The following is an 18,922-nucleotide window of genomic DNA, read 5'->3' as shown; positions in this document are numbered from 1 at the left end:
ATCGTTTCGAGGAAACATTTTCCTTGGGAGAGAAACAGAGGTCGCTTAGGGACATCGGCTGTCGGCCGGTGCACCACCATGACGGATGTCCACCAAAGCAAGGAGTTCGCGAGCGCGAGGGTGAAGACCCTCGTGGCCGTGATGTTCTGTTACCTCTTCTACTATACGGGTCGTCAGAACTTCGGCTTCGCGATTCCCGGGATGGCCGAGGAGTTCGGGCTGACCAAGGCGCAACTCGGCTGGTGCAGTACCGCCTTGCTCTGGTCCTATGCGGTCGGGCAGGCGATCAACGGGCAGCTGGCCGACCGCTTCGGTGGGCGGAGCTTGATGAGCCTCGGTGGAATCCTCTCCTTCGTAATGAACTGGATCACCAGCTTCGCCGGAGGCTTGGCGGGTGTGATGCTGCCGTGGGCGGGAAATGGCTTCGTGCAATCGATGGGGTGGGCGCCCGGTAGCCGGATTCTTTCAAATTGGTGGGATAAGGGCTATCGTGGACGTGTTTTCGGCTTCTACACCTTTGCGGCCGGGATGTCTTCGGTGGTCACCTATGTCATGGCGGCTACGGTGGTGGATCATGGCTGGCGCTGGATTTTCCGCGGGCCGGTGGTGTTGATGCTGCTGGGGTGCTTTGTCTTCTGGCTGGTGGTGCGCGAGAGACCGTCACAGGCAGGTTTCGCGGATCTTCCGGAGGACGCAGACTCCGCCCGGGCGCACGTGCATCCGGAGCGTCATCTCACCTGGTGGGAGCGCTACAAGGTCGGCTTCACGTGCCAGCCTTTCCTCTTCGGCTGCATCGCCATCGGGTTCCAGAATCTGGCCCGATATGGGCTGTTGGTATGGGTGCCCGTCCATTTCCTCGGGAAAGATTGGAAGGACTCGGATCAGAAGTGGATCTCCGTGGCGCTGCCGGTGGGCATGGCTCTTGGTGCCGTGAGTGCGGGGTGGATCTCCGACAAGGTCTTCCGCGGCGGGCGCTCTGCACCGGTGATCATCTTCCTGCTCTTCGCGGCGGTGTGTGCGGCAGGGATGGCCTTTCTTGATCGTTCTTCGGTGATCGCGATTCCGCTGCTCTTTCTCACCGGCTTCTTTGTCTATGGCCCGCAGTCTGCCTTCTGGGCGCTCTGTCCGGACCTGCTTGGCAAGCGCTTGGCCGGGACCGGGGTGGGGATGATGAATTTCTTCGCCTACCTCTTCGCCGGGCTGGGAGAGCCGATCATCGGCCACTTCATCGAGACCTCCGGCCAAACGCAGATGGTATTCCGCGTGGTCGCCGTGGCCTGTGTGCTCGGTGCGCTCTTCATGTCTTTTGTCCGCAAGCCCCGATGAATACCGAACGCTCCAGTGCACGCGCTCTCGCCGCTGTTTTCTCCGGTCCCGGAGAGCCCTTTCGTCTTGAAGAGTTTCCGATCCCGTCGCCGGGAAAGGGCGAGGTGCTGGTGGATGTCAGTTGCAGCACGATCTGTGGGAGCGACCTGCATACCTGGCATGGCCGGCGCCAGGAGCCGGTGCCCTGCGTGCTCGGGCACGAGATCGTGGGAAGGATCGTGACATTCGGAGCGGGGGCACCGCGCATCGATCTTCGCGGCGAGCCTCTGAAGGAAGGCGACCGCATCACATGGACGCTGGCGGCTTCCTGTGGAGAATGTTTCTTCTGCATTCGCGGGCTGCCCCAGAAGTGCGAGCACCTTTTCAAATACGGGCACAGCTCGATCTCACCGGGCCGGGAGTTCAGCGGTGGTTTCGCCGAATGCTGCTTGTTGAATGCAGGCACTGGCATCGTGAGATTGCCGGATGATCTTTCGGATGCCTTGGCGGCGCCGGCGAATTGTGCGGTGGCGACGGTTGCAGCGGCGATGCGATTGGCCGGCCCGGTGGAAGGTGCGACCGTGGCGGTGCTCGGCTGTGGAGTGCTCGGTTTGACAGCAGCCGCGATGGCGCGCCGCTTGGGTGCAAAGGAAGTGGTCGCCTGCGATATCGACCCTTCACGGGCACCTTTCGCGAAGCGATTCGGCTCCGGAATCTTCTGCGAACCGGCGGATCTGCTCTCCGATCTCCGAGATCTTACGAATGGCCGCGGTGCGGACGTGACCCTCGAGTTTTCCGGTTCCGCGGCTGCAGTGGCGGGCGCTTTCGCGGTAACGCGCACTGGTGGTGTTTCGGTGATTGCCGGGACCACTACGCCGGGAGGGAAGGTGGAGATCGATCCCAACGAACTGGTGCGCCGGATGCTGACGATACACGGCCTGCACAATTATGCGCCTGATGACCTGGTGACGGCCCTCGATTTCCTGAGCACCTCGAAGGATGTCTTTCCCTTCGAGTTGCTGCACGGTGAAAGCTTCACCCTCTCCGATATCGAAGCGGCATTCGCGTCTTCTTCGGATCGTCCGGGCCTGCGCACCGCGGTGATCCCCTAAGCGGGGCTATTTCAAGTAGGCCCCGCAGGAATCGCGGATCACCAGCCGTGGTGGGACCGTGAGCTGGCAAGCGGGCAAGGTGGCATCTGCCAAGCGATCCATCATCGCCCGGAAGGCGACGAGCGCGATCTCGCGGCATGGCTGCTGCACGGTCGTCAGCGGCGGGGTGACGAGGGTGGAGAACTTCACATCGTCGAAGCCGACCACACGAACATCCTGCGGGACCTGGATGCGGGCCTGATGGAGCTCGCGCATCAATTGCGCCGCAGTGTGGTCGTTTGCACAGACATAGGCATCCGGCAGGCGCGATCCCGTCAGGCTGCGCACGAACTTCCGGTCCTCGAAGTCCCCGATGTGAATCCACCCTGCCTCCGGCTCGACATTGCGCCGGGCCAGTGCTTCGCGGACGCCAGCGATGCGTGCCTCCACGGTGGGTGCTGAGAGCGGGCGCGCGACGAAATGGATATTCGAGCAGCCGAGCTTCAAGAGATGCTCTGCCAGCAGGTAGCCGCCGGCCAAGTTGTCGATGCCTACGAGATCGAAATCGCTTCGGAGAGGGAAGGGTGTCAGGTCCCGATCCAGAAGGATCACGGGAATGCCTGCTTCCCGCAACATCACGGCCATCTCGCGATTGGCTTCCTCCTTCTCCTTTACAAGTTCATGCGGGGCGAAAAACACGCCTGCTACCCCGCGCTCAATGAATTGGGCGCAAAGCTGTCTCGTTTGTTGCAGGCTCAGATCGGGATCCAAGCGAGGTACGTCCGAGCCGCCCCAGACGAGACCGTAGTCATGCATGCGGGCGAGGCTGGCGAGCTCGCCGCAGATCAGCTGGAAGATCTCGGTATTTCCGAGGCCGGGGACGAGCAAGGCCAGCAGCTTGCTGGTGGTCCGGGCTTTCGCATCCTGGCGGGCGAAAGTCCCGGAGCCTGCACGCCGCTCGAGCAATCCTTCATCGGCCAAGACCCTCAATGCCCGCGCCACAGTGGGCCGGGAAACACCGAAGCGGCGAACCAACTGGGCCTCGCTAGGCATGCGTCCTTCCGCGCCGTAGCGGCCTGACAGGACCTCCTCGCGCAATTGGCGTGCGATTTCGGGGAAGCGCACCGATGGGTTTCCAAGTTCATCCATGGGTTTTGAGGATGACAGCTTCGTCAACTTGTCAGGTCAAGTAATTTGCAGATTGGTTAGTTTCGATTTTCAGGATCCCGGGCAAGCCGCCAAGGCTTCCCGCCAACCCACAGGGACCGGTTTCCGGTTCTCTGGTGTGAAACCCAATCATGAAACCCAAAGTCATCGGTATCGGTGAATTGCTGTGGGATGTGCTCCCGTCTGGTCCGCGCATGGGCGGCGCGCCCGCGAATTTTGCCTGCCATGCCCGCTCGCTCGGAGCGGATTCCCGCATCGTGAGTCGTGTCGGTCAGGATGAGCTGGGTGAAGGCTTGATCCGTAGCCTGGGTGAATTGGGAATTACGACCGCAGGGATCTCAAGAGATGAAAACCATCCCACGGGAACGGTGGAAGTCGAACTCGGCACCGATGGCCAGCCGACTTACACGATCCTCAGTGGGGTGGCATGGGACTGTATGCGGGTGGATCCTTCGCTGTTCACCCTGATGGGGGACGCGGATGCGGTGTGCTTCGGAACCTTGGGTCAGCGGGCTTCCGAGTCACGCGAAGCGATCCAGCGTCTGGTTCAGGCAACGCCGACCACCGCCCTGAGAATCTTCGACGTAAATCTCCGCCAGAATTTCTTTTCCGCCGAGCTGATCCACGAGTCGCTCCAAATGGTGAATGTACTGAAGCTGAGCGATAGCGAACTGCCCGTGATTGCGGGAATGCTCTCCTTGGAGGGCTCGGTGCAGGATCAGCTTGGGACGCTGCTCGATCGCTACGAGCTGAGGATGATCGCCTACACCCGTGGCGCGGCCGGAAGCATTCTCCGGGATCGCAGGGATTGGCATGAGCATCCGGGACTGCGTGCGGAGGTGAAGGACACCATTGGTGCCGGAGACTCCTTCACGGCAGCCGTCACGCTCGGGCTGTTGCTTGGCTGGCCGCTCCAACGCATTTCCGAGGCGGCCAACGAAGTAGCTGCCTATGTGTGCTCCTGTGTCGGGGCGATTCCCCAACTGCCGCAGGGGCTGCGTGAACAGTTCCTGCAACGCGAGGAGGACAGCGGTTTTTCCCATGGGGCGAGCGAGGCCCCTGACTCTTGCCCATCAAGGCCCGCGCATGAAATCCAAGCCCAGCGGATCTAACACGCCATGACTCTTCCGGGTTAAACAATGCCCGGCCTGCCTTAGGGTGGCAGGCCGGGACTTGCCGGCCGATCCTTCGCTTGGGAAAGAAGGATCGGTCCGGTGAAACCCAACCCTTTTTCCCTCCGTTCCAGATCACCCACGAAAGCGACCATACAAGAGGACCGGTGAAGCCGGTAGAATCCCGAATACCCTTTCCTTTCTCTCGCGAGATCCTTTTGTTTCCATCCACGGCCAGTTCTTCAAACCCATGAACAAACTATTCTTATGGTCCATCACCTCGGCGCTCGCCGGGTTCTTGTTTGGCTTTGATACCGTCGTCATCTCCGGTGCGGAGCAGACGATCCAGAAACTCTGGCAGCTCAATGCATGGGCACACGGTGCTGCGATCGGTGCGGCGCTGTACGGGACCGTGGTAGGATCCCTGATCGGCGGGTGGCCCACCCAGGCCTTCGGCCGGAAGAAGACCCTGCTGTGGATCGGCGTGCTCTACTTGATCTCCGCGATTGGCTCGGCGCTTGCCCATGACGTTTACACCTTCTTCATCGCCCGGTTCCTCGGGGGACTCGGCATCGGCATCTCGACTGTTGCCTCGCCCTTGTTCATCTCCGAGATTTCACCTCCGGAGAAGCGTGGTCGTCTTGCGGGCTTGTTCCAGTTCAACATCGTCCTGGGTATCGTGGTGGCCTTCATCTCGAATACCCTGCTGGCAGGAATCGGTGAGAATTCCTGGCGCTGGATGCTGGGCGTGATGGCTTTCCCGTCCGTATTCTACACCCTGATGTGCTTCTCCTTGCCCGAGAGTCCCCGCTGGCTGATCAGCAAGAAGAACGACCGGAAGAAGGCGATCGAAGTGCTGAAGATGATTTCGCCGGAGGCGACGCCTGCGGAGATCGAGGCAACGGCGGACAGCATTTCCGCGCACTCCTCCCATGGTGCACCGGCAGGTCCCTTCTGGTCCAAGCGCCTGAAGGTTCCGATCATCCTGGCGTTCCTGATCGCCTTCTTCAACCAGCTCTCCGGTATCAATGCGATCCTCTACTTCGCGCCGCGGATCTTCGAAATGACAGGACTCGGAGCGAAGGCTGCCATGCTGCAATCGATTGGCATCGGCGTGACCAACCTGATCTTCACTTTTGTCGGACTCTGGCTGATCGATCGCTTGGGGCGGCGCACGCTGCTCTACATCGGGTCCTTCGGCTACATCATTTCACTGGGGCTGGTGGCTTGGGCCTTCTACTCGCATAACTACGCGATCGTTCCTGCCTGCATCTTCGCCTTCATCGCCGCGCATGCGATTGGGCAGGGAGCGGTCATCTGGGTTTTCATCTCGGAGATTTTCCCGAACGAGCATCGCGCCACCGGACAATCGCTGGGAAGCTTCACGCACTGGATTTTCGCGGCGCTGCTCACGACCTTCTTCCCGAAGATGGTGGACGAATTCCACCCCGGAACGGTGTTCCTCTTCTTCGCCGGGATGATGGTGCTTCAGCTCATCTGGGTGAAGCTGATGGTGCCCGAAACCAAGGGAGTGCCGCTGGAGGAACTCGAGGGCAAGCTGCTCTCCGAATCCTGAGCATGTGCCTCGGGCGGGACTTCAAATGCTCCGCCCGGCTAGAAAAAACCCGCCGCACACCAAATGATGTCGCGGCGGGAGATCGGAGAGGGGTGTTCTTAACCGAACATCCCTTTTACTTTGTCGAGGATGCCGCCGCCCAGAGCGGAGAGGTCCGGCGTTTGGCCGGCCATCAGCGAGTCCACCATGCCTTGGTATTCCACAGGCAGTTTCGACTTCACGAATTCGCCCACTGTTCTGAGCGCTCCTTCGGCTTGCTCGGCACTGAGACCGAGAGCCACCAGCTTTTCTTTCAGCTCGTTCATGGCGTGTTTTTGGAGGTGCCGGGAACAGGACTCGAACCTGCTCACGACGGATGCTTATGAACAGTCATAAGACCCCACCCCCCTTATTTTCAAGGAAATGATTTCCGGGAAATTACCTCGGATTTGCTACCCAAGCTCGCTTCCATCGGAACACATCGGAACCCCTTGGGACGGAGTGCAAACCACTCTTGGCCCTCCTCTAAAGCCTTGGGGTTGTGGTAATGCCGGTTGAGCATCGCCACGCTGGTTCCCATCTCTTCTGCAACGGCAGGCATGTTCCGAATCAACGCATTCCTGTAAGAACCGTAGGAGTGTCGCAAAGCATCCTGCGGCCAGCCGGTCTTGAAGACCTCTTTCCCGATCCGAATCGTCTCCGGCTCCTTCTTCGGACGCTCGCAGGGATTACGCCGGCACACCGGACCTGTCATGCCAGGTTTGATGCCGGCCCATGCGAGCCAAGCCAGCGCCGCATCGCACAGCGGCACGTTCCTCGGACGCTTGCCACCCTTCGACACCTCGGCGGGCAGACGGATCACCTTGAAACGGAAATCGATCTCCTCGCAGCGGATCCCGCGCTTGTTGCCCTTCGAATATCCCTTCCGCTCCGCCGGCGCGATCTCCTCAGGCCGCAGGCCGCAGAAAGCCCCTAGCACTGCCCAGGCTCGCCACTCCTCGGAAATGGTATCGAATACCGCCACCATCTCCTGCGGCGTCAGCACGCGGCGCTCATGATTATCCAGCTCCTGCCGCGGCAGCTTGTCAGCCGGCGTCGATTCCTTCGGGTGCAGCTTCTCAAGAATCGCCCAGTTCCAAAACTCCACCAGCACCGCCCGCACGTCGTTGCAACTCTTCTTGCTCAGGTAGACCGGCCTGCCCTCCGCGTCCTTCATCGGCTCGCCCTTCTCGTCCCTGCGTGTCACGCGCGACTTCCACCAGCCCATCAAATCGGCATCATGGATATCCGCGATCGAGCGCCCCTTGAAGCTCTCCGCCATCGGATCGAGCACCCTTTTCATGTTGCCCAGGTGCCGCGTCTCCTCGCCCTTGTTGCTGATCTTCCATGCGAGGAAGCGCTTCACGCTCTCCACGATCTCCGCGCTCCGGTTGCGCGTCTCTAGCAAGGCGAGGACGGCAGGATAGTCCGCCGGCTTCGTCAGGCGATGCACATCCTCCAGGAAGCGCCTCACCTCCGGGGAAAGGTCGCTCCAGATGATCCCGCCCTCGCTGATCTCCCCCAGCTTCTCCCAAGCGCTGTCCTTGATCCTCTCCTTCGTGGAGCGGGTCACATACTTCCAAGCTTCGTCCTCCCGCTTGCGCCAGCCGTAGCGCCACTTCCACTTTCCCGTCGTCGGGTGCTTCCATGGATAGCAGGTCAGGAACGCATTGTTGCGTTCCACGGTGAAGGTTTTCCGCTCGGGAGCCGCCATGATATCTGTCGGGTTACGCGTTCAGGTGGCTTGACCCCACCCAAGTTGTTTTGGGAAATGCATGCCGACCATGACACCTCCGCCCATGCCTGCCGCGCCCAAGAAGAAAAGCGGATGTCTCCGTTTACTCCTGATCATCACGGGGTGCTCTCTGGGCGCGTTGATCCTTATGGCCGTCATTGGTGCTCTCGTATCGCCATCGCCGCAGACTGAGCAGGGTCCAGCAACTCCGGTCACGAGGCCGGAGAAACGTCCACCGGCAACAGTGCAAGCACCTGCCGAAAGCCCACCCGCGCCATCGCTCCCCGAGCAAGTTGAAGAACTAGCACGGAAGGAATTCGGCGATAGGTTCGAAAGGGTCTTCGTCACCCAAGACACCACGGGCACCTGGAACATCATTATTAACGTCTTCGATGAGAACCCAGGAGCAGCTAGCCTGCAGCGATCGATCATCCGCCTCGCAGCACTCTGCCACCCAGAGGGGCTCAAAGTGGGCCAGTTTGAGGTCGCTGCATGGTCAAACTTCGTCGACGGACTGGGGAACGTGGAGAGGAAAGGACTCGTGAGGGCGCACCTGCGCCCGGAAGTTGCCCCAAAGGTCAATTGGAAGAACGAAGTCATGATCGAGTTCCATGCAGCTTTCGCCACAGAGTTTGTTCATCCAGCCTTCAAACAAAAATGGGCGGACTCCGATATCCTCTGAGCTAAAGCACCTCCACCAGAACAGCATCGATCTTCCCGCCCTCGAGCGGCTCCACGTCGGTATACTCGGGGTTCAGCGAACGCAGCACCGGCACCTTGCCCAGGCTTCCCGGGTTCTCCGGATCGTCGCGCTTCTCCGTATCGTAAACCTTCAGCGTGGCACCGTGGCCGTCATTGTAGACCACCACCGTGCCCTTCTTCGGGTATCCATCCTTCCAGGTCTTCACGACGATCGTTGAACCATCTGGAATCTTCGGCTCCATGGAATGGCCGAGCACGCGCAGGGCATAGCATTCCTTGGCATAGCTTTTGCCGACCGGCATCTCTTCCTCGGTCACATCGGCCGAGCTGCGGCCTCCTGCTGCTACGCTGCCTCGCCGTGTGATATAGAATGCCGGTGCCTCGGCCGGCACCACGGTTAGCGAGCCCCTTCTCGCCGTAGCCTCGAGATCGGGCCGCGCCGATTGCGAGATCAAGGCGGGGATATCGTAGTTCACCCGTCTCAGGTCCTCGAGGCCGATGGCCAAGGCGAGACGCATGATCTCCGCCTGGGACAAACCAGTCAGTTCCACTGCTTCGGAGACCTTTGCCTGAAGGGCCGGGTCCATCCGGATTGGCGCGCTAACCTTCTTAACGGGAGTGCTGTCGGGCTCGCTCATGCCCTTAAGCTACCCTAATGAAGTCATTTTGACTACATTTATTGTTGCGGACGTAGTCAAAATGACTACGTTGCCGCCGTGAGCACCACTGAGCAACCCAAAGAGGGGTCAAAGAGGGTCACCCTCAGCATCCCCGACAAGATCGACCAGAAGGTCGACGCAGCCGTTGGCGAAACCGGTCTCTCCCGTGCCGCCGTGATCCGCCTCTCGCTGGACCGCGGTATCGACCGGCTCCTCGAGCAGCTCAAGGGAAGCGACGCCAAGACCGCCGCCTAACAAACCCAGCCTCCCACCTTTCCCATGCTCCCCGCCCAACTCATCGCTGCCAAGGAAGCCGCCTCTGCCGAGATCGAGGCCCGCCGTGCCGAGGCCGAAACCGCCGGCCAGCGGGAAGGCATGTGGACCTTTCGCCACGCCCTCCAGATTGTCCGCACCTTCGCGGATGTCCAGCAGGCGCTCCGCCAGCTCCGCGGCCACGCCGCCTTCACCAGCGTGAAGGAAAAGGCCGCCGCTTACACCGAGGCCTTCGACATCCTCACCCGCCACACCGGCGAGACCCCGGCCGAGAGCAAGCCCCGCCACGAGTCCGAGGAGATGCCCTGCCTCTTCTAACAGAACCATTTTCCCGTCCGGTGGCCTCGTCTTGTTGGGAGGCTGTCGGGGTAGCTGCCGGACGGGATTCCACTCTCTAACAAATCCTCCCCTTTAAGCCTTCGCCCGGCTGGTCCCGCGTTCCGAGTGGAATGGGAGGGAGCACACGCCAGCCGGGCACACTTTTACGGAAACCCCGCAAGTCCATGACTCAAACAGCACCCGCACCCGATTCCCACCGCACCAGCGGAGGAGAGATCACCGGCGAGGAAAAGGAAGCCTGGCTCCGCATGTCGCAGATCCTTCGCGCCCAAGAAGATGTCCACGCCGTCCTCGCCATCGAATGGGACCCCGACGAAATGCGCTGGTGGTACTTGATCGAGACCACCTTCGCCACCTTTCCCCGCTTCGTCGTCGGATACACCGATCCCGAGAACCTCGCCCCCGTCATCTTCTTCCAATCCTCCGCCGATTGGTCGGCGAAGGACGCCTGGAGCGGCCTCATCCCCGGCCGCCCCATCATCCCATTCTGAGCCATGACAGCCACCGCTACACCCACACTACAGCTCTCGCCGGCCGCCATGGAAGATTGGCTCGCCACCTCCGCCCGCGAGTTTGCCCGCCTCAAATACGAGGCCCACGTCAAGGAACTCGATGAGCTCGATACCCTCGATATCGCCACCGTCGCCGCCTTCCTGAATTGGCCCGTCACCCGCGTCGCCAAAAAGCTTCCCGTCGTCGAGCTCGGCCCCCGTTCCCGTCGCATCCGCAGGAGCGATTACCTCGCCCTTCTCGCCAAGAACACCAAGCAACCCAAGAAAGCCTGAGGCCCATGTGGATCTTCATCTTCGGCTTCATCACCGGCGTCGGCTTCCTCGGCCTCGCCCTGCTCCTTGTCCTCTCACTCATGGTCCAGTCAGCACGCACCGAGGTCATCGAGGAAGAGCTCAACGCCAAATACGGCCCCTGACCTACGATGACCATCGTATTGCCGATTCCCGATCGAAAGATCTCTGCCAATAGCAGCCGCGGCCAATCGAAAAAGGCCGCCATCATCAAGTCCCGGCACATCAAGCGCCATCGCTCCCGCGCCTGCACCTTCACCAAGAAGGCCCTCGGCGATCTCTATCACAAGCAGGGCAGGGGAGTCCCGCAGTTCATCGGCTACAGCCTCGCCCACTACTTCCCCACCGCCCAGGTGCGGGACGACGACAATGCCGACTCCGCCTGCAAGGCCTATCGCGATGGCATCGCCGATGCCCTCGGCATCGATGACCGCCAGCTCCGCAAGCTGAAGCTCTCCACCATCACCAAGGACGCCGGCAATCCCCGCGTCGAGATCACCCTCTACACCGAACCCCCATGACGAAATCCACCCTCATCGAACCCACGCCGCTTTTCACCCGGCAGGAAGCACCAGCTCATCTGGCCCCGGCGAAAGCCATCACCCGCGCAGTGGAACTCGCCGCCGCCATCTACAGCGTCCCGGATCCGCGGGAACTCATCGGCCTGAATCAGGACTTCACCCTTCGGGACGCTCGAGCCGCTGCCATTCAGGCCGCCTATCAAGCCGGCATCCCCGTCCGCCTCCTTGCAAAGGCCTTCAAGCGTGAGCCCCACACCATCCGGGACCTCATCAACAAGCCCCGCCCCCGTGGCGCCGATATCGGCCCCATCGTCACCAAGATCCTTCACCTCATCCAATCCGGCCCTTCCGCCCATGCCTGATCCCGACTCCATCCCAGTCCCCGTGCATATCCTCCAGCGCCTCCTCCGCCTTGCCGATGAAGGCATGCATGCCCGCATCACCTGGGACGTCTCGCGCGAGAAGATGGACCGCGCCTGCATCGAGATCCGCGGCGAGAAGCTGAAGGAGATCCAGGAGGAGCTCGAGCAAGTCATCCCCGCCAACCGCCGCCGACCCTAACCAAGCTCTTGGAACCATGAGACGTGCAGCGACTCCGTTTCCCGTGGAACAGAAGGAAGAAGCGCCGGCATTCAAGTCGGAGCTCGATCTTCCGGACCCGACGCCCCGGCAGGTTCTCGCCATCTACGACATCAAGGACCACGGCGGCATCTATCACCGCCATTCAAATGGCTCCTGGTATCCGCCCGGCCGCGAAACCGCATCCGCCCGTCAGACCGATCGCACCATCAAGGGCCTCATCGCGAAATGCTGGCTCACCGTCACCAAGACCCACGAAGGCCGCCCCGTCGCCGTCCGCCTCACCTTTCCATGATCCCCGCTCCGTCCAAGCGCCCCTTCAACTTCCCCACGCCGGCGGAGGCCCTCGGCTTCTTCTGCCATCCCACGCTGTCTCCCTTCACGCGTCCATTCGTGCACAATGGCACCCTCTGCGCCGCGAATGGCTACGCCGCCATCCGGCTCGATCGCTTCAACGGAGACGCAGGCGCGCTCGAGGACGCGCCTTTTGCCTTCCTGCAGCGCTTCTATACCCTGCCTTGGGATCGCTTCGAAGAAGACGGCCGCGAATGGCGGGACATCGATCTCTCGCGCGGCACCATCTACCGCGGCGATCTCCTTCCGCTCTGGATCCCGGACGGGAAGGGCCACGCCTTCACGCAGGACAAGCTGGTCCTCACCGCCGGCGGCCCGCTGGTCCCTCTTGCCCTGCTACAGCTCCTCGCCCGCCTTCCGCGGCCCGAGCTGCGCATGTGCTCCACCTACTTCGCCTCGCCCCTCCTGGTCCGCTTCAAGGGCGGCGAAGCCATCGTCGCCCCGCGCTTCCCCGATCCCGTCCGCGCGAAGGTCGAGATCGCCTTCCACCTCTTCAAACCCAAGTCCGGACCGCTCCTCCCGGGCGGGCTCATCTAGTCCATGCATCCCCTCGGTATTTCCTGAAAACTGAGCACTGAAAACTAACAAACTTCCGCCGCCCCATGCCTAACCGACTCCTACGCGACTGGACCGACTCCCTCCGCTTCGATGGCATCAGCGCCGAAGCCGAGCGGCTCTTCACCCGCCTCATCATGAAGGCCGATGACTACGGACGTTTTCACTGCGACCCGCGCCTGATCAAAGCGAACTGCTTCCCTCTCCACGATGACCTCACCGCCGCCCAGGTCACCGCATGGCTCGATGAACTCGCCACCCGCCAGCTCATCCTCCGCTACGAAGCCGAAGGCAGGCACCTCCTCGCCATCGTCAATTACGGCCAGCGCCTCAAGCAAAGCCGCGCCAAGTTCCCTCCGCCACCCGGCCAAGCTGCCGACTTTCTACCGGTCTCCGATCACTTCCGGGAACTTCCCGGAACTTCCGGACACTTCCCGCTAGAAGAGAAGCAGAAGAGAAGAGAACTCGAAGCCGAAGCGAGAAGCGGAACCCCTCCGGCCCCGCCGGAGCCAAGCAGCGGCGGCGCTCGCGCGGCAGGCGGTTCCCGCCGGTCTCCAAACCCCGCGATTCTCGCGAACATCAATTCCCTCCGTGATGCTTGGGCCACCATGCCCGAACTCTGCCACTCGGAGCTGCAGGCCTACTTTGCCAATGAGGCCGCCCTCGAATCCATCCGCCCCGAGACATGGACCATCTGCGGCGAATACATGCGCGCCACCCTTCGCACCGGTGACCCCGGATGGCAGCCACGCAGCCGCCTGAAGTACCTCGAAGCTCCCGGGGATCTTGTCTCGCACGCACAGGCCTGGGCCTCCAAGCGCCCCAAGCCGCGCCCCGTGACACCCCGCCCCCCTCTTTCCGGAGATGTCATCGAGGACCCCGCCGAGGCCCTCCACTTTTTCCGCACCGCTCCGATCAAAGTTCCTGCCTAGCTGCCACACTGTGACCCTGAAACTGCCCCGCCCCTACAAGCCCCGCCTCGCCCTTCGCGAAGCCTCGGTCCTGCAAGTGCTCCAGTCCCAGGACCACGCCGGCACCGGCATCATTCCCACCGACCACGATCTTGTCGCCCGCACCCTTCAACTACCCGCGGAATCGGTCGGTGAATCCATCGCGTTGCTGAATCGTTGCAAGTGCATCCTGCTAGGAACCAAGCACGTTGCGATATTGTCGCGGCTTTCTCGCGCCCTCCGCAATGAGCGGGAAAGAAACCGCATCCGCACCAAGCGCGGCGGGCAGCCCGATTGGATCTTGCACCAGGACACGCTGAAAACATTCCCCATTCTCCGCGGGCGCCTCGATCGCCCCGCCTCCTACAATCGCCCCGCTGCCTTCGAGGCACTCCTTGCCAAGTTCCCCAGCTACCACAAGAGCGCCTGCCCCGCGAACGTCGAGATCATCACCGAGGCCTGCTACCCGGGCGAACTCCAGAGCGTCCTCACCTACATCGCAGAGCAGGAGTCAGCAAACCGCAGCGTTGCCCTCCTCTTCACACGGAAGGCGATCTATGTGGGGTTGGTACGAGCACCGAAGCGATAGGCCTCACTCGATCCGCTTCCACCCGGTGGCATCGAGTCCCTTGTAGCTCGCCGCGAAAATCCACGGCTTCTCCCCCGGTTTCAGCCCGCTGGGGCGGAATTCGCAGAGCCGGATTCGGGCATCCCAATGAGGCACAGACACGGGAAGGACCATCTCGCCGATTTCGCAATCTTCCGGCCGATCTTTGATGATACTGGGAGCTTGGATCATCCGGGGAAATTGCATCGCATTCCTCTCCTCGCAAGTCCCCCTGTTAGGAAAAAAAGACAGCCCTGGCGGATCGCTCCACCAGAGCCGTTTCTTTGGGGTACGCCGGGTTTTTGCGTGCCTTCTGGACAAGCAGCCATCAGGCGCATTTCAGATACCCGCACGCTGATTTTCTTCAAGCCCACCCACCCCTTTCCTCGATTATACGTCAGCAAAATCGCGCCTTGGAGAAATGCGCATCTCTTCTATTTGTGCTCTCTTAAACTTAGAGGACCGTTGATCAATCTCAGCGCCCGGCCTGGCAGGGGGCGCAGTGTGTGAGTGCATCATACGGTAGGCGGAAGGGTGGCAATGCGAGTTGCCGCCCTTTCGTTTTTCCGCCTCTCGTCATTCAGTTTAGGGCCGCCCGCAGGATTCCAAGATTCTTGCCAGCCTCTAGGAGCCACTGCCTAGGCGGCGTATGATCGGTTTCCGGCCCCGGTGCCACGGCATTGAGAAAGTAGGAGCGGAAGAGGCCCAGCTTCTCCCGCGCATATCCGGTCTGGGTCTTATTGGATTCCAGAATTTCATCCAGAGTCCGCGCGATCGCTTCTGCCGCGCCGAAGAGCTGGAGGCTCTCGATCCTCTTATCGAGGTTCACGGCCCCCACGATCTCACTCAGGGCTTCAGCGTATCTCTTCATAGGCTCCGTACACTGCCGGCCCTTGTTAGAAAAGCGAGCTATTCGGCCTAGGCATTTTTCGTAGCCCGAACCTCCCCAATCCCGTCCCCTCTGTCTCTTGGCTCTCGGCTCGCAGCTCCACCCTGCCTCCATGAGCTTCCTCACCTTCCTCCGCAATCTCATCGCCCCTTTCCGCGGAGCCGCCCTCAACAGCATCGACCATGATCCGTGGTCCAAGCCGCCCGCCAAGGTAGCCCCTTCGCCCATCAACTCCCGCGGCCTCGAACTCGTGAAGCATTTCGAGGGCTGCTACCTCACCGCCTACCCGGACAGCGTCGGCGTCTGGACGATCGGCTACGGCCACACCGGCCTCACCCATGAGGATGGCACCGTGAAGCGCGGACGCACCATCACCCAGGCGGAAGCCGAGCAACTGCTGCAGCACGATCTCGACTACTTCGCCAATCGCGTCCGGAAAGGCACCACCGTTCCACTCAGCGAGGACCAGTTCGCCGCCCTCGTCTCCTTCGACTTCAACACCGGCGGATATCTCCGCTCTCATCTCCGGAAGCTTCTGAACCGCGGCGACTACGCTGGCGCTGCCGAGCAATTGCTCCTCTGGGACAAAGCCGGCGGACGCACCCTCTCCGGCCTCACCCGCCGCCGCCGCTCGGAGCGGAAGCTCTTCCTCGGCCTCACGCCTTTCATCGAAACCTCCATCTGACACGCCCGATGTCTCAGGACGAAATCCACGCCGTTGCTACCAAGACCACCCCGGCGGACGTTCAAGTTCCGAATACCATGGCCGGCCTCATCACTTGGGCTGTCGGGAAGTTTGGCGGAGCCGCCATCATCGCCATAGCCCTCAGCTACGGCATCATCCGGGTCTACACCGACATGCAGGTGCAGACCGAACGCCAGCTTGCCGACCAGAAGGCCACCAACCTCCAAGTAATGGAAATGGTCCGTAGCCAAACCCTCGTCCAAGCCGAGCTCGCCAATGCGCTCCGAGATCTTGCCAAGCAGGTAGAGGCGACCTCGCGCCATTGAAACCAGTTCGGCCTACTTCCCTACGCGTCCACGTATCCTGCCGCTATTCGCTTGAGACAGGGCCCGCATCCGGCACCCTCCCGCTCGTGAGACCCTTCCTCCACCTCGCTGCCCTCGCCGCGGTTTCCCTAACCGCGACCACCCAAGCCCAGATCAAGAACCTTACTTCCAACATTCAGGGAAGTTGTTCGATCATTGGTGAGGGGAACTGGGTGCTTTCATATCCGGAAGGAGGAACCGAAAGCCGCCTGTATCGCACCGAGGAATTTCCATTCAACTTCTCTCAGACCGCACTCCCGCCGGTCGCGAAGTCATTCTCCAAGGTGCTCGACGCCCCGCCGGCTACAACCCACCCGGGATTCACCTGGTCCGGAGGAATTCAGCCGTCGCTCAATTACAGCTTCAGTGTCCCGCAGTGGGCGACCTCACCCGGCAGCAACGGGGAGTTGGCCTCCGCAAACATGCGCTTCGAGGTGAACTCGACCGTCGTGACCGGAACACCTGACTTGGTAAGTTGCAGCACCCGGATTCTGATCTTCTTTGAGCTTACCGAACCGATGGCGCTTACCCAGTCGGGAGGTAGCTTCTTTGTCTCGGGCTTGACAGTGCCCCTCTCGGAACTCTTGGACGAAGATGGCTATCTGCCGTCGGGCAGCTACGTCTACGGCTTGATGTCGCATCCCGGCACCGGCTGGGTCGCGCTATCGCTTGTACCACCTCCCATCGACACTGACGGCGACGGCCTCCTTGATCCTGATGAGGTCAACATCCACCACACAGACCCAGCCAAGGCCGACACCGATGGTGACGGCCTCAACGACCGGGAAGAGCTACAGATCGTCCACTCAAACCCGCTTCTCGCCGATACGGATGGCGATGGTTTTCTTGATGGGGCGGAATGGAAATCCGGCAAATCCCCGACCGATCCTCTCAGCTTCCCCTCCGCAGCGATGACGATCCATCCCGCCATCGAGCTCCGCATCGTCACGAAGCTCGGCACAAACTACCGCGTGCAATCCTCCGTCGATCTCGACACCTGGGTCGATACCGCACTGCTCATCGAAGGCACCGGATCTGAGGTTCGCCGCCTCTTTGAATCTACCGACGATGGCGCGAAGTTCTGGAGGGTGCGAGTCGAATAATGATAGTTGGCCAAGCGCAGGCGTCTCACCGATTCCGAGGACAAACACAAGGAGTGCGATTCCGATCGGCAAAAGCTCCGCGAGGGACAGCACAAGCTCGAGCTGGAGCTCACTCGCCTCAAGGCCTGCCCGAAGGCCGGCTGCCCTATGCGACTGCCATGAACCGAGGAGAATCGGTCGGGGGCGTGATTTTCTTTGTAACCGCGTCGCCGTCGGATGCGTCTTACCTTTGGGTTTATGTATTCGGAGTATATCGATATGGATATGCTTTATCCATGGGGATCTGGTGATCGACTATTTGCATAGGTAACAATTCACTATGCGCTGCCACGAAGGGTGATCAAGCGTGCGAATGGTTTGCAACTTGCTAGGAATCAGTGATTGGGCTGGTCATTACAGAGGGTTGTGCGACCCGGCACTCGCTTTGCTAGGTAACCGTCGACATGAAACCCGATATATTCTCCTCTTGCATCGGTGCCGCTGTAGGCCTCTTCTCTTACACTTGTCTTCTCGTCTCCTGCGATGTGGACAAGAAAGAGGACGGCGAACTCCCGAAGGTGAAGGTCGACGTCGAGGGCGAGGCCAAGCTCCCCAAATACGAGGTTCACGGTCCGGAAGTAACCGTGGGCGAGAAAAAGGTGGAGATGAAGGTTCCAACAATCGACGTGGACATCCCCAAGGAAGAGGAGAATGAACCGGTCCCCCCGCCGGAGTCCAAGAAAGAGTAGTGCTGTTGCACTGACCTTGAAACAGAGGGCTCGCCGGACGGACCGGCGGGCCTTTCTGTTCCTCAGGGAACCGCTGGGTGCCTCGGGACACGTACCGCATCTAGCAGATCTTCTTACGGAGAAACCCTTAGCAACCGGTTGTTTGGCGGTAACATTCTCCTTTGTCATGAGCACTCCTCCGTGAGGAGCAGGGCAGCCCAAGGGGTTCGGCGACGGACCCCTTGGGAATTCTTTGGAGAGAAGCGGCCCCTGACGGCAGTGAGTACAAGAGAAACCCACCGGGATCGTTTGGGGGCACGACGGCGGCGGGTTTTTCCTAGGGCGGGACAGCGAGTGGGGGCATCGCTGGCGGCGGGCGGAAGGTGCCCGGTTTTGCCCACATGTCAAATCGGGATGGCGAGTCTAAGCCGAAAACCAGAGCCCGGAGCGAACTTAATCGATCCAGGCTAAGGACCTACTGAGAGTAACTTCGGGCATTGGCTGATCATCTACAGGTCGGGACCAAACCGGGCAATTGCCATGGCGGAAGCGACGATGCTCCCTGCGATTACGATCGTAATGAAGAGCTTCTCCCGAAAGGTCATCCGAGGCATTTGGTTTATGGCGATGCGGGTAGAGATGCTAAGGCTAGCGAGCTGGGTCTGCCTTCCACACTGGGACGGCGCAGGTATCGATGGCAAAGATCTGGGTAAGGAGATCGCACGGGGGACGCGTGGACCGGATCATCCGGGTTTCCACCTCCAAGTCGTGGAGATCTGAGAAACGGAAAAGTTTCCACTCGCCGGATTCCGCCGCCGGCGATTCGG

Annotated in this window: 27 protein-coding genes; 21 read left to right on the top strand and 6 right to left on the bottom strand. The window is 61.0% G+C overall.

Annotated elements, in window-relative coordinates; translation table 11 throughout:
- The first annotated feature begins 78 nt into the window (after positions 1-78).
- Complete coding sequence (locus tag HHL09_RS05510) at positions 79-1,326, top strand: MFS transporter (RefSeq protein ID WP_169453530.1); 1,248 nt, start codon at positions 79-81, stop codon at positions 1,324-1,326.
- Positions 1,323-2,417 carry a zinc-binding dehydrogenase gene (locus HHL09_RS05505; protein ID WP_169453528.1) on the top strand — a complete coding sequence of 365 codons (1,095 nt, stop codon included), beginning with the start codon at positions 1,323-1,325 and terminating at the stop codon, positions 2,415-2,417. Before HHL09_RS05510 ends, HHL09_RS05505 begins: the two co-directional genes overlap by 4 nt.
- Positions 2,418-2,423: 6 nt before the next feature.
- On the opposite strand, the gene HHL09_RS05500 is transcribed toward HHL09_RS05505, so the two are convergent.
- Positions 2,424-3,545 (bottom strand): substrate-binding domain-containing protein, encoded by a 1,122-nt coding sequence (locus HHL09_RS05500; protein WP_169453520.1) that lies wholly within the window; start codon positions 3,543-3,545, stop codon positions 2,424-2,426.
- A 149-nt stretch (positions 3,546-3,694) separates the two neighbouring features.
- Here HHL09_RS05500 and HHL09_RS05495 point away from each other — a divergent pair, with 149 nt between their 5' ends.
- Positions 3,695-4,675 (top strand): carbohydrate kinase family protein, encoded by a 981-nt coding sequence (locus HHL09_RS05495; protein ID WP_169453511.1) that lies wholly within the window; start codon positions 3,695-3,697, stop codon positions 4,673-4,675.
- A gap of 250 nt (positions 4,676-4,925) precedes the next feature.
- On the top strand, positions 4,926-6,251 hold the full coding sequence (locus HHL09_RS05490; RefSeq protein WP_169453509.1) for a sugar porter family MFS transporter: 1,326 nt from the start codon (positions 4,926-4,928) through the stop codon (positions 6,249-6,251).
- A gap of 98 nt (positions 6,252-6,349) precedes the next feature.
- Here the strand turns inward: HHL09_RS05490 and HHL09_RS05485 are convergent, their stop codons facing one another.
- Together HHL09_RS05485 and HHL09_RS05480 are read right to left on the bottom strand one after the other, a co-directional pair.
- The gene (locus tag HHL09_RS05485; protein ID WP_169453507.1) at positions 6,350-6,556 is read right to left on the bottom strand and encodes a hypothetical protein; all 207 of its coding nucleotides are present in this window, start codon (positions 6,554-6,556) and stop codon (positions 6,350-6,352) included.
- Positions 6,557-6,645: 89 nt separating this feature from the next.
- A complete protein-coding gene (locus tag HHL09_RS05480) occupies positions 6,646-7,983 on the bottom strand; it encodes a site-specific integrase (protein WP_169453505.1) in 1,338 nt (445 codons plus the stop codon).
- Between the two features lie 85 nt (positions 7,984-8,068).
- Here HHL09_RS05480 and HHL09_RS05475 point away from each other — a divergent pair, with 85 nt between their 5' ends.
- A complete protein-coding gene (locus HHL09_RS05475; RefSeq protein WP_169453503.1) occupies positions 8,069-8,686 on the top strand; it encodes a hypothetical protein in 618 nt (205 codons plus the stop codon).
- A 1-nt stretch (position 8,687) separates the two neighbouring features.
- On the opposite strand, the gene HHL09_RS05470 is transcribed toward HHL09_RS05475, so the two are convergent.
- Entirely contained in the window at positions 8,688-9,344 is a 657-nt protein-coding gene (locus HHL09_RS05470) for a S24 family peptidase (RefSeq protein WP_169453501.1), read from the bottom strand.
- 78 nt (positions 9,345-9,422) lie between these two features.
- On the opposite strand from HHL09_RS05470, the gene HHL09_RS05465 reads away from it, so the two are divergent.
- The 12 genes from HHL09_RS05465 (at position 9,423) to HHL09_RS05410 (ending at position 14,328) form a co-directional block, all read left to right on the top strand.
- The gene (locus HHL09_RS05465; RefSeq protein WP_169453492.1) at positions 9,423-9,620 is read left to right on the top strand and encodes a ribbon-helix-helix protein, CopG family; all 198 of its coding nucleotides are present in this window, start codon (positions 9,423-9,425) and stop codon (positions 9,618-9,620) included.
- Positions 9,621-9,644: 24 nt separating this feature from the next.
- Complete coding sequence (locus HHL09_RS05460; RefSeq protein ID WP_169453486.1) at positions 9,645-9,956, top strand: hypothetical protein; 312 nt, start codon at positions 9,645-9,647, stop codon at positions 9,954-9,956.
- A gap of 185 nt (positions 9,957-10,141) precedes the next feature.
- On the top strand, positions 10,142-10,468 hold the full coding sequence (locus HHL09_RS05455) for a hypothetical protein (RefSeq protein ID WP_169453484.1): 327 nt from the start codon (positions 10,142-10,144) through the stop codon (positions 10,466-10,468).
- A gap of 3 nt (positions 10,469-10,471) precedes the next feature.
- Positions 10,472-10,762 carry a hypothetical protein gene (locus tag HHL09_RS05450; RefSeq protein WP_169453482.1) on the top strand — a complete coding sequence of 97 codons (291 nt, stop codon included), beginning with the start codon at positions 10,472-10,474 and terminating at the stop codon, positions 10,760-10,762.
- Positions 10,763-10,767: 5 nt separating this feature from the next.
- Positions 10,768-10,905: a hypothetical protein gene (locus tag HHL09_RS05445; protein ID WP_169453479.1), complete on the top strand. Its 138-nt coding sequence runs from the start codon at positions 10,768-10,770 to the stop codon at positions 10,903-10,905.
- A gap of 6 nt (positions 10,906-10,911) precedes the next feature.
- Positions 10,912-11,301, top strand: a complete 390-nt coding sequence (locus tag HHL09_RS05440; protein WP_169453476.1) for a hypothetical protein — start codon at positions 10,912-10,914, stop codon at positions 11,299-11,301.
- Positions 11,298-11,663 carry a hypothetical protein gene (locus HHL09_RS05435; protein ID WP_169453474.1) on the top strand — a complete coding sequence of 122 codons (366 nt, stop codon included), beginning with the start codon at positions 11,298-11,300 and terminating at the stop codon, positions 11,661-11,663. Before HHL09_RS05440 ends, HHL09_RS05435 begins: the two co-directional genes overlap by 4 nt.
- Complete coding sequence (locus tag HHL09_RS05430) at positions 11,656-11,862, top strand: hypothetical protein (RefSeq protein ID WP_169453472.1); 207 nt, start codon at positions 11,656-11,658, stop codon at positions 11,860-11,862. The genes HHL09_RS05435 and HHL09_RS05430 overlap by 8 nt, the downstream gene beginning before the upstream one ends.
- A 16-nt stretch (positions 11,863-11,878) precedes the next feature.
- Positions 11,879-12,175 carry a hypothetical protein gene (locus tag HHL09_RS05425; protein WP_169453470.1) on the top strand — a complete coding sequence of 99 codons (297 nt, stop codon included), beginning with the start codon at positions 11,879-11,881 and terminating at the stop codon, positions 12,173-12,175.
- Complete coding sequence (locus HHL09_RS05420) at positions 12,172-12,771, top strand: hypothetical protein (RefSeq protein WP_169453469.1); 600 nt, start codon at positions 12,172-12,174, stop codon at positions 12,769-12,771. The genes HHL09_RS05425 and HHL09_RS05420 overlap by 4 nt, the downstream gene beginning before the upstream one ends.
- A 65-nt stretch (positions 12,772-12,836) precedes the next feature.
- Positions 12,837-13,721 carry a hypothetical protein gene (locus HHL09_RS05415; RefSeq protein WP_169453468.1) on the top strand — a complete coding sequence of 295 codons (885 nt, stop codon included), beginning with the start codon at positions 12,837-12,839 and terminating at the stop codon, positions 13,719-13,721.
- A 10-nt stretch (positions 13,722-13,731) separates the two neighbouring features.
- Positions 13,732-14,328 carry a hypothetical protein gene (locus HHL09_RS05410; protein ID WP_169453466.1) on the top strand — a complete coding sequence of 199 codons (597 nt, stop codon included), beginning with the start codon at positions 13,732-13,734 and terminating at the stop codon, positions 14,326-14,328.
- Between the two features lie 3 nt (positions 14,329-14,331).
- Here HHL09_RS05410 and HHL09_RS05405 read toward each other — a convergent pair whose 3' ends face one another.
- Positions 14,332-14,538: a hypothetical protein gene (locus HHL09_RS05405; protein WP_169453465.1), complete on the bottom strand. Its 207-nt coding sequence runs from the start codon at positions 14,536-14,538 to the stop codon at positions 14,332-14,334.
- 388 nt (positions 14,539-14,926) lie between these two features.
- The gene (locus HHL09_RS05400) at positions 14,927-15,217 is read right to left on the bottom strand and encodes a hypothetical protein (RefSeq protein ID WP_169453463.1); all 291 of its coding nucleotides are present in this window, start codon (positions 15,215-15,217) and stop codon (positions 14,927-14,929) included.
- Positions 15,218-15,347: 130 nt separating this feature from the next.
- Here HHL09_RS05400 and HHL09_RS05395 point away from each other — a divergent pair, with 130 nt between their 5' ends.
- The 4 genes from HHL09_RS05395 to HHL09_RS05380 all read left to right on the top strand — a co-directional run bounded on the left by HHL09_RS05395 (position 15,348) and on the right by HHL09_RS05380 (position 18,116).
- Positions 15,348-15,920 (top strand): lysozyme, encoded by a 573-nt coding sequence (locus HHL09_RS05395; protein ID WP_169453461.1) that lies wholly within the window; start codon positions 15,348-15,350, stop codon positions 15,918-15,920.
- Positions 15,921-15,928: 8 nt separating this feature from the next.
- Positions 15,929-16,246 (top strand): hypothetical protein, encoded by a 318-nt coding sequence (locus HHL09_RS05390; protein WP_169453459.1) that lies wholly within the window; start codon positions 15,929-15,931, stop codon positions 16,244-16,246.
- An 86-nt stretch (positions 16,247-16,332) separates the two neighbouring features.
- The gene (locus HHL09_RS05385) at positions 16,333-17,388 is read left to right on the top strand and encodes a thrombospondin type 3 repeat-containing protein (protein WP_169453457.1); all 1,056 of its coding nucleotides are present in this window, start codon (positions 16,333-16,335) and stop codon (positions 17,386-17,388) included.
- A gap of 443 nt (positions 17,389-17,831) precedes the next feature.
- Positions 17,832-18,116, top strand: a complete 285-nt coding sequence (locus HHL09_RS05380) for a hypothetical protein (RefSeq protein ID WP_205760982.1) — start codon at positions 17,832-17,834, stop codon at positions 18,114-18,116.
- Positions 18,117-18,922 lie beyond the last annotated feature (806 nt).

It is taken from the genome of Luteolibacter luteus (assembly GCF_012913485.1).
GTDB lineage: Bacteria > Verrucomicrobiota > Verrucomicrobiia > Verrucomicrobiales > Akkermansiaceae > Haloferula > Haloferula lutea.
The sequence above is the reverse complement of the archived record's forward strand: the minus strand, read 5'-3'. Positions and strand labels throughout refer to the sequence as shown.

Excerpts from the sequence above, each read along its gene's own strand:
- HHL09_RS05490 (WP_169453509.1), top strand. The coding sequence starts at position 4,926 with ATGAACAAACTATTCTTATGGTCCATCACCTCGGCGCTCGCCGGGTTC.
- HHL09_RS05420 (WP_169453469.1), top strand. The coding sequence starts at position 12,172 with ATGATCCCCGCTCCGTCCAAGCGCCCCTTCAACTTCCCCACGCCGGCG.
- HHL09_RS05485 (WP_169453507.1), bottom strand. The coding sequence starts at position 6,556 with ATGAACGAGCTGAAAGAAAAGCTGGTGGCTCTCGGTCTCAGTGCCGAG.
- HHL09_RS05470 (WP_169453501.1), bottom strand. The coding sequence starts at position 9,344 with ATGAGCGAGCCCGACAGCACTCCCGTTAAGAAGGTTAGCGCGCCAATC.
- HHL09_RS05380 (WP_205760982.1), top strand. The coding sequence starts at position 17,832 with ATGAAACCCGATATATTCTCCTCTTGCATCGGTGCCGCTGTAGGCCTC.
- HHL09_RS05500 (WP_169453520.1), bottom strand. The coding sequence starts at position 3,545 with ATGGATGAACTTGGAAACCCATCGGTGCGCTTCCCCGAAATCGCACGC.
- HHL09_RS05475 (WP_169453503.1), top strand. The coding sequence starts at position 8,069 with ATGCCTGCCGCGCCCAAGAAGAAAAGCGGATGTCTCCGTTTACTCCTG.
- HHL09_RS05455 (WP_169453484.1), top strand. The coding sequence starts at position 10,142 with ATGACTCAAACAGCACCCGCACCCGATTCCCACCGCACCAGCGGAGGA.
- HHL09_RS05400 (WP_169453463.1), bottom strand. The coding sequence starts at position 15,217 with ATGAAGAGATACGCTGAAGCCCTGAGTGAGATCGTGGGGGCCGTGAAC.
- HHL09_RS05510 (WP_169453530.1), top strand. The coding sequence starts at position 79 with ATGACGGATGTCCACCAAAGCAAGGAGTTCGCGAGCGCGAGGGTGAAG.
- HHL09_RS05435 (WP_169453474.1), top strand. The coding sequence starts at position 11,298 with ATGACGAAATCCACCCTCATCGAACCCACGCCGCTTTTCACCCGGCAG.
- HHL09_RS05430 (WP_169453472.1), top strand. The coding sequence starts at position 11,656 with ATGCCTGATCCCGACTCCATCCCAGTCCCCGTGCATATCCTCCAGCGC.
- HHL09_RS05495 (WP_169453511.1), top strand. The coding sequence starts at position 3,695 with ATGAAACCCAAAGTCATCGGTATCGGTGAATTGCTGTGGGATGTGCTC.
- HHL09_RS05450 (WP_169453482.1), top strand. The coding sequence starts at position 10,472 with ATGACAGCCACCGCTACACCCACACTACAGCTCTCGCCGGCCGCCATG.
- HHL09_RS05480 (WP_169453505.1), bottom strand. The coding sequence starts at position 7,983 with ATGGCGGCTCCCGAGCGGAAAACCTTCACCGTGGAACGCAACAATGCG.
- HHL09_RS05395 (WP_169453461.1), top strand. The coding sequence starts at position 15,348 with ATGAGCTTCCTCACCTTCCTCCGCAATCTCATCGCCCCTTTCCGCGGA.
- HHL09_RS05390 (WP_169453459.1), top strand. The coding sequence starts at position 15,929 with ATGTCTCAGGACGAAATCCACGCCGTTGCTACCAAGACCACCCCGGCG.
- HHL09_RS05505 (WP_169453528.1), top strand. The coding sequence starts at position 1,323 with ATGAATACCGAACGCTCCAGTGCACGCGCTCTCGCCGCTGTTTTCTCC.
- HHL09_RS05440 (WP_169453476.1), top strand. The coding sequence starts at position 10,912 with ATGACCATCGTATTGCCGATTCCCGATCGAAAGATCTCTGCCAATAGC.
- HHL09_RS05445 (WP_169453479.1), top strand. The coding sequence starts at position 10,768 with ATGTGGATCTTCATCTTCGGCTTCATCACCGGCGTCGGCTTCCTCGGC.
- HHL09_RS05425 (WP_169453470.1), top strand. The coding sequence starts at position 11,879 with ATGAGACGTGCAGCGACTCCGTTTCCCGTGGAACAGAAGGAAGAAGCG.
- HHL09_RS05460 (WP_169453486.1), top strand. The coding sequence starts at position 9,645 with ATGCTCCCCGCCCAACTCATCGCTGCCAAGGAAGCCGCCTCTGCCGAG.
- HHL09_RS05415 (WP_169453468.1), top strand. The coding sequence starts at position 12,837 with ATGCCTAACCGACTCCTACGCGACTGGACCGACTCCCTCCGCTTCGAT.
- HHL09_RS05405 (WP_169453465.1), bottom strand. The coding sequence starts at position 14,538 with ATGATCCAAGCTCCCAGTATCATCAAAGATCGGCCGGAAGATTGCGAA.